This is a genomic window from Burkholderiales bacterium, from assembly GCA_013695435.1.
Classification (GTDB): Bacteria; Pseudomonadota; Gammaproteobacteria; order Burkholderiales; family JACMKV01; genus JACMKV01.
The window spans coordinates 1-4,174 of the sequence record JACDAM010000038.1 but is presented as its reverse complement, the minus strand read 5'-3'; the positions used below and the strand labels follow the sequence as shown (position 1 = coordinate 4,174).

Sequence of the window (4,174 nt, the reverse complement as noted above, 5' to 3'; positions counted from 1 at the left end):
TGATTTCGATATCGCGAATTTTCTCCTCCGTCTGTTTCTTTATGCGGCCGCAAGTCGTCTGCGGATTCGATTTCAGCGATAGCAGCTCCGCGGTCTCTTTTAGAGAGAAACCCAGCTCTTTCGCATGCCTGATAAAGCGCAGCCGTGAAATCACGTCGGGCGTGTATTGCCGATAGCCGGACGCGGTGCGTGCAGGCTGCTCCAGCAAACCTTCGCGCTCGTAGTAACGTATGGTTTCGATCCCGGTGCCCGAGTCGTGAGCGAGCTTTCCTATCGTAAGTCCATTCATTGCTCTTACTCCTCTAGCCAAAGCTTAAACCTTGTATGCAACTACGGAGTCAAGGGAAATTGATATGAAGCTTTGATGCCGTCTGCGGGGAATGCTTGACGAAGCAATGTCGATGCGGGCTGACCGGTAACAGTACTTCTGTGAATAAACCTATCTATTCCTGCTCTTCGGAATGTTCGGACAGTAGGCCCGGGATTAATTACTTGCTCGCGGTGCAGTTACGAATTGAAACCGAGCAGCAGGCGCTAGATTCGGTCGAGCGTGCGGCCAATATAGCGAGCAAGCGGGTCACGGCCGGCAAAGAGAGTCGGTTGGATGGCAATCTGGCCATCGTCGAAGCCGAGCGCGCACGCAATCAGTTGGCGGCGCTCAACGAACAGCGGATCGGCGCACGTGCCCAAGGCATCGCAATGCCATAGATCAGTGGCCGCTAAATTGCCGGGCGACTCTTAGCTCGGAGTTGTCCAGTTATGAATCTCTCCGCGCAAGTCCTTGCACCAGCTATATAGCGCATCGTAGACGACCATCCCATGCCTTAACATCTCGTGGTCGTCGGGAAAATTCTTCGACAGCCCGAGCGAGACCGCGAGCAGGCCTGCCGCTTGCGGTGCCAAGCCCAGGCGATTGGTATCCGCAGCCCGGACGATAACGGCAAGGTCGGTCAATGCAGGATCCCGCAGATCGTACTTCTTAAGAAATGCATCAAAGCTGCACAGTTCGCCGACATGACTTAGTTCGACATGCGGAACGTCGTAAGGAGTCGCTCCGGTTCCGGCCGCGACAGTCATGACCTGATCCGCAGGTACATAAAGGAACTCCGGGTTTTGATCGATGAACCGGGCGATCAACCACGGACATGCAATGCGATCGATTTTCGGGTGTTCGCGCGTAATCCATTTCATTGTCGTTCCTCCATTAGTAAGGTCAGTACCTCACAACCACTTAGCGTACCAGCAAGGTGTAGACAAGCCCTGCCAAGCCGCATGCAAATATGACTTGCATGATGCCGACCTTGTAGCGCCAGAGCGCGATGAACGCAGCTGCGCCAAGCACAGCGGCAAACCAGTCGAACGGCCCCTCGAAACCTTTCGGCCACAAGATGTGGTACGCAAAAAACAACGCGAGATTCAGGATGACGCCGACGACCGCCGCGGTGATACCGGTCAACGGTGCGGTGAACTTGAGGTCGCCATGTGTAGATTCGATCAGCGGCCCGCCGATCAAGATAAACAGGAATGACGGCAGAAACGTAAAAAAGGTGGCGACGATCGCACCGGCCGAGCCGGCCAGGAACAAGGCGTCTGGGCCGAAAACCTCCTTACCCCACGCGCCTACGAAGGCGACGAATGCGACGACCATAATCAGCGGTCCAGGCGTCGTCTCGCCCAGCGCCAGCCCGTCTATCATCTGAGTTGCCGTCAACCACTGATATTGCTCGACCGCGCCCTGGTACACGTAGGGCAGTACCGCATACGCGCCGCCAAAAGTGAGCAAGGCCGCCTTGGTGAAAAACCAGCCCATTTGCGTCAGCGTACTGTTCCAACCGAACAGTGCGAACAGTAGTCCGATCGCGGCCAACCAGAGCGCGAGCGCGATTGCTATCAGCAAGGCAAGGCGCTGCCAGGTGAAACGCGCATGATGCGGTGTCGGCGTGTCGTCGTCGATCAACGCGCGTCCATAGCTCTTTTTCCCGTTGCCATGGCCGCCAGCGCCGACCTGGAATTTATCGGGCGCAATCCGGCCGCCGATAAAACCGATGATCGCCGCGCCGAGGACAATATAAGGGAATGGCACTTTGAACACTGCGATCGCAATGAATGCCGCGCCAGCCAGTGTCCACAGGATATTGTTTTGTAGCGCGCGCGAGCCGATGCGGTAGGCGGCGAACGCGACGATTGCGGTCACCGCCGGCTTGAATCCATAAAGGATGCCGGCGATCGCCGGCACATGGCCGTACGCTAAATAAACCCACGACAGCGCAATCAGGATGAACACCGACGGCAATACGAACAGCCCGCCGGCGATAATCCCGCCCCAAGTCCGGTGCATCAGCCAGCCGATGTAGATCGCAAGTTGCTGCGCTTCCGGACCCGGCAGCAGCATGCAGTAATTCAAGGCATGCAGGAAACGATATTCGGAGATCCAGCGCCGCCGCTGCACGAGTTCGGTGTGCATGATCGCGATCTGCCCCGTCGGTCCGCCGAAGCTGATGAAGCCGAGCTTCAGCCAGAACCAAAACGCCTGGGCAAGCGTAACGGGAGTCGGAGGGGTCGTGGAGTCGGCTGTTGCAGCAGGTTGAGTCATCGGGCCACTCCGAACGTGAAATCATCGAACGACGTTACGCTGTCGGCCTTGGTCCATACGCCCACCGCGCCAGCCCCCGCGATATGGTCGTCATCGAATTCGATAGTGCTTTTTCCATTGAGGAGGACCTTGATCTTGTTACCGGAAAATTCGACTCGCAAGGTATGCCACTGATTGAGTGGTACTGGCGCATCGACATACTTGAGGGTTTTGCGCTTGCCGTTTTTCGTGTAATACAGCGAAACGTTGTTCTCCAAGGCGTTGGCGCGTGCAACGTAATAATTCTTTCCATCCTTCCAGCGCCAGACCACGCCGCCCGCCTGATCCTCCTTGCCGGATATGGCCTTGAATTCCACCTCGACAAAGCCGTCCGCAAGCGAGCTGTCTTGCAACACGCACCAGGGAAACGCTCCCCTGCCCGATTGTTTGAGGACATTGGGCTTGCTCGGCGCGGTCGGATCGCTTTCGATTGTCCACTTCGACGAACCGCTTCCCGTCACGCCAGCCACCCATGCAGAAGGAATCTGCCCGGTCTGCGCTTGATCGAAGTTGGTGGTTTCCGCCATTGCCGCACTTGCTGCCGTAAATGCAAGCATCGCTGTCAGAGTCAGTTTCATGGTTTCCTCGCTTATCGCTCCGGCTTCAGTTCGTGCAGCCAAGCGGAATGGATCAAATCGAAAGTTTTTATCGCCAGGTTCAGCAAGGCATCGTCGCTGTCGGCGCTTTCGCGCGCCCCGCGCAGAACGAGTTCGAGCCCGGTCGCTTCCGGCACCGGGATGCCGCCTACGTCGAGGTAGTGCACAACTGCCCCCAGACGGGATAAAGCGCCGTTCTCCTGCAAATCGAAACTCGCCAGCAGCACCTCGAAGGTCACCTTGTTTCCCTGATGCGTAAACTGCGCGCCATTGAAGTCGAAACCGACTTCGCTCGCCGGGCAGTCCCCGGGTTTCTCCAGCCAGTGAAAACTGGCCTTGGGATCGATAAAGCGCTTGATCAACCACGCGCTGGCGAGGCGGTCAATCCATGGGCGTTGACGCGTAGCCCAAGTACGCGCCTGGAAATCAGCTTTGTCGCACTTCTCGATCGTCCCCGGTCGCGCGCGCGGTTCGCCGGGTGAGAACAAACTTTCGAGATCGGTTTCCGCTTCCAGAAGCGCGGACGTGGCCTGTTCCCTCGCCTGGTTGGGGAAGAAATCAATCGCGGTGATTGCGGCCAGCTCGCGCCGCAGACGGTTGATCCCACGCCGCGCCGTGCCTTCCTCTATGCTTTTCAGACTTGCCCGGAATTGCTTGATGGTCTCGATGACATTCGCGTACTCGCCCGTGCGGTCGAACAGGCGCTTCAAGGCTTCGGCTTGCGCGTTGTCGGTCGCATCAACGGCGAGGATGTGTCCGGTGCCGCCTGAGTCGCACACGTCCTGCAGATGCTTTTGCAAAATCTGCTGTGTCTCTATCCCATAAGGAACCAGGTAAACGCCATCGCGCAGCGCCACGCAGCCCAGACTTTTCAGGGAGCGCCAGACCCGCATTCGCGCAGTCGCATTCTGAGTCGGGAGGCTCATCACGAGAGATAGCCAAGCGG

At 57.6% G+C, this 4,174-nt stretch carries 6 protein-coding genes; 1 reads left to right on the top strand and 5 read right to left on the bottom strand.

Features of this window, described 5'->3' with window-relative positions; all coding sequences use genetic code 11:
- On the bottom strand, positions 1-289 hold a 289-nt coding region (locus H0V78_02035; protein ID MBA2350591.1), incomplete at its 3' end, for a MerR family transcriptional regulator.
- Between the two features lie 203 nt (positions 290-492).
- Between H0V78_02035 and H0V78_02030 the strand changes: the two genes are divergently transcribed.
- Positions 493-708 (top strand): hypothetical protein, encoded by a 216-nt coding sequence (locus H0V78_02030; GenBank protein MBA2350590.1) that lies wholly within the window; start codon positions 493-495, stop codon positions 706-708.
- A gap of 30 nt (positions 709-738) precedes the next feature.
- Here the strand turns inward: H0V78_02030 and H0V78_02025 are convergent, their stop codons facing one another.
- From H0V78_02025 to H0V78_02010, 4 genes are all read right to left on the bottom strand, one after another.
- On the bottom strand, positions 739-1,191 hold the full coding sequence (locus H0V78_02025) for a chromate resistance protein (GenBank protein MBA2350589.1): 453 nt from the start codon (positions 1,189-1,191) through the stop codon (positions 739-741).
- A gap of 40 nt (positions 1,192-1,231) precedes the next feature.
- Positions 1,232-2,593, bottom strand: a complete 1,362-nt coding sequence (gene chrA / locus H0V78_02020) for a chromate efflux transporter (GenBank protein MBA2350588.1) — start codon at positions 2,591-2,593, stop codon at positions 1,232-1,234.
- Positions 2,590-3,210, bottom strand: coding sequence for a DUF1080 domain-containing protein (locus H0V78_02015; GenBank protein ID MBA2350587.1), 621 nt, complete (start codon positions 3,208-3,210; stop codon positions 2,590-2,592). The genes chrA and H0V78_02015 overlap by 4 nt, the downstream gene beginning before the upstream one ends.
- A gap of 11 nt (positions 3,211-3,221) precedes the next feature.
- Positions 3,222-4,174 (bottom strand): chromate resistance protein (locus H0V78_02010; GenBank protein MBA2350586.1); only part of this gene is annotated, 953 nt, incomplete at its 5' end.

What these genes read in the sequence shown, in the direction of transcription:
- H0V78_02015 (MBA2350587.1), bottom strand. Translation starts at nt 3,210, where the DNA reads ATGAAACTGACTCTGACAGCGATGCTTGCATTTACGGCAGCAAGTGCG.
- chrA (MBA2350588.1), bottom strand. Translation starts at nt 2,593, where the DNA reads ATGACTCAACCTGCTGCAACAGCCGACTCCACGACCCCTCCGACTCCC.
- H0V78_02025 (MBA2350589.1), bottom strand. Translation starts at nt 1,191, where the DNA reads ATGAAATGGATTACGCGCGAACACCCGAAAATCGATCGCATTGCATGT.